This window comes from Desulfovibrio sp. 1188_IL3213, from assembly GCF_036763145.1.
In the GTDB taxonomy this organism is placed as follows: domain Bacteria; phylum Desulfobacterota; class Desulfovibrionia; order Desulfovibrionales; family Desulfovibrionaceae; genus Desulfovibrio.
Map to the genome: position 1 here is coordinate 1 of NZ_JBAIYR010000298.1, position 2,970 is coordinate 2,970.

2 protein-coding genes and 1 pseudogene are annotated in these 2,970 nt (G+C 56.1%); all 3 read right to left on the minus strand.

The window, feature by feature from the left end; all coding sequences use genetic code 11:
- Positions 1–231 (minus strand): annotated as a pseudogene (locus V6C16_RS10530) (flagellar basal body P-ring formation chaperone FlgA); the annotation flags it as partial.
- A 140-nt stretch (positions 232–371) separates the two neighbouring features.
- Entirely contained in the window at positions 372–1,157 is a 786-nt protein-coding gene (gene flgG, locus V6C16_RS10535; protein ID WP_333535027.1) for a flagellar basal-body rod protein FlgG, read from the minus strand.
- A 228-nt stretch (positions 1,158–1,385) separates the two neighbouring features.
- Positions 1,386–2,183: a flagellar hook-basal body protein gene (locus V6C16_RS10540; RefSeq protein WP_333535028.1), complete on the minus strand. Its 798-nt coding sequence runs from the start codon at positions 2,181–2,183 to the stop codon at positions 1,386–1,388.
- Between the last annotated feature and the right edge of the window lie 787 nt (positions 2,184–2,970).

Consider the following 2,970-nt stretch of genomic DNA (forward strand, 5'->3'; position numbering starts at 1 on the left):
CTCTTCCGATCTAAGCTGCGTTTTCACCTGCGGAGGCGAACGCCTATGGTTGCGTTCGCTAGCCTGCCATACGGCCTGCGGCACTCCACCTGCGGCCTGCGCGGTTGCCGCCTGCCACAGGCAGACAAGGGCCAGGACAAGCACTACGCCCCACAATGCGGCCAGGGCCGGAGCTTTCTTGCGCCCCATGCCGTCTGCCGCCCGAGAAATAGATGCCGCCTGTGAAATCATGCCTGCCTCCGTGACACTGGACCATTTGACACGCAAAATAGCCGCTTAACGGTGAGCAAAGCTCACCTGTTCATATTTCGTAATCAGGCCTTGCCTGCAGACTCTTGCAAAACAGATCACTCATTTCATCCGCTACCGCGTTAGCTGCGCTTGAGCTGTACAGCGATGCCCAGCATGGAGTCCGACGTCTGGATGGACTTGGAGTTCACCTCATACGCGCGCTGCCCCACGATCATGTTGACCATTTCGTCCACCACTTCCACGTTGGACATTTCCAGAAAGCCCTGCGCCAGGGTCCCTACGTTATCGGTTCCGGGAATCCCTTCCACCGCCTCGCCCGAAGCTTCGGTGGGCGTGAACAGGTTGCGCCCGCGCGCATCCAGGCCGGCATAGTTGATGAAGGTATACAGCGGAATTTCCGCTCCGCCGATTTCCTGTCCCTGGGCGTCGAGGGCGGCGATATGACCGGAAGACGATATGGAAATATTCTTTGTTTCCGGCGGCACGGCAAATTCCGGCTGCAGGATGTAGCCATTGGCCGTGACCACCACGCCGTCCTGATTCAATTTGAAGGAACCGGCGCGGGTGTACATGAGTTCGCCGTTCACATCGACCTGAAAAAAACCGTCGCCTTCAATGGCCACGTCCAGCGTATTGCCGGTATTCTGAAAATCGCCCTGCGTAAAAAACTTGTGTACGGCCGTGGGACGTGTGCCCATGCCCACCTGGATACCCACGGGCAAACGGTTGTCGCCCTCGGTGATGGACCCGGCCATGCGCATGGTCTGGTACATGAGGTCTTCAAACTCGGCGCGGCTTTTCTTGAAGCCCGTGGTATTGACGTTAGCCAGGTTGTTGGAAATAACGTCAATATTGAGTTGCTGTGCCACCATGCCGGTGGCCCCAGTCCAAAGGGAACGCATCATAAAGGTTTCTCCTTGTTCCAGCGGCAGACCTGGAGCGGATCCGTTGTATCCGTAGCCAGCGCTTCAATGCGCCGACGCGGTTTTTTAAAGCTTCATACGATTAAAATACATTTCAGTCAGTTATACAGCCATTACCGAGACTCTGAACCGGCAGTCGCACTGTGTTTGCGCCTTCGTGACAGACGCCTGCACGAGCCGCTGCCAGAGCAATTTCAAAGTGAAACGGTTCTAGCCCTGACGCCGCCCGACTTTTTCGGTTGCGGCGCGATCCAGCGTGTCCGAGGTCTGCATGACTTTCTGGTAGGCTTCGAACTGGCGCTGCACCTCGATCATGTTGACCATTTCCGGCACGACTTCCACGTTGGCGGCTTCGGTAAAGCCCTGCTCGATGCGGCCGCCCTCCAGATAGGCGTTGCCCTCGGCCACGGCCACGTTTTCACGCGGACGGTAAAGGTTGTTGCCCATTTTTTCGAGATTTTGCGGATTGTCCACGTTGACCAGCGCGATCTGCCCCAACACGTCGTTGTCAGCAATGACCTGCCCGTCGCCGCTTATCTGGATGTGGCGCACGCCTTGCGGGATAACAATGTTTCCACCGCCCTGGGCCTGAAGGGGATAGCCCTGAGGGGTCATTATTGTGCCGTTTTCCGACAGCACAAAGGCTCCGTTGCGCGTAAGAAAATCTCCGGTGGGTGTGGCAACGCGAAAAAAGGCATTTTCTCCGTTGATTGCCATGTCCAGAGGATTCCCCGAATACTGCATGGACCCTTGGGCAAAATCTATCTTGGATACGGCAAGGCGCACCCGCGAGGCGTTAAGCGGCTCGGGAAAAAGCGGCTTGGACTGAAGATTCATGAGTGGCTCACGAATCTCGTCAAAGGCGTAGGTTATCATGGTGTCCTTAAAGGCCACGGTATCGCGTTTGTAGCCGCGCGTATTGGCATTCGCCAAATTATTGGCGATGAAATTCATGCGGTGTTCTGTGGTGAGTGCGGCAAAAAGACCGCTAAACATGCCGGCTTGCATGTGCTTCTCCTTGGTTGGCGGGCGCGCTGATGCGGATGCGCGGCCATCGTCTCCTTGGGCCTGCGGCCCCATGCCCGAATTTATGCAAAGTGCGGGCCAAAAAAAGCCCCCGCACAAAGCAGGGGCCATCTGGCATAAGGATGTTTTTACCGATACTGCGCAAAAAGAAAAACAAAACAGGCCGTTTTTTAAAAAACCGCGCCCGCCCAGGCATGATGGGACTCAATAGAGCATTCAGAGCATTTCAATTTTGAAAATAGACATTCTCAAAGTTAACGGGGCGCTCGCTCCGATGCTTAGATGCGCAAGCAATTAGGACAGTTAACACTTGAAATGCTCGCTTACGGCAGGCAAAATCCTGCCTTCTCGCATTTCGTGGCAAGGATTTTCAAGAAAATCCTTGCAGAGTAACTAATTTCATTCGCCAACTGCTCTAGCCTTGTTCTCTTCAGTCGTAAGCCCTTCGGGCAACGGCTGAAGCTGCGCTTGCACCTTAGCGGCGGGCGACTGATTGCTTTTCGTGGCAAGGATTTCCTGAAACCCCTTGCAGCGCGGTTAACTCATTTCATTCGCCAACTGCTCTGGAGCCGGATTTGCTTGAGCCGGGCTGGAGCCGGGCTGGGCAGGACAGATTTGATAAAGCCGGACTCGCTGATGGCGTTGCGCGGCGCGGAGGGAGATCACCGAGCAACGCGAGGAAGCTCCCGCAGCAGAGGCCGCGCAGCCCTCGCAAGCTCGGGACAGTTGAAAACCTCCGGGGTGGTCCGGGGGGAGTGCAGAGGGGGCA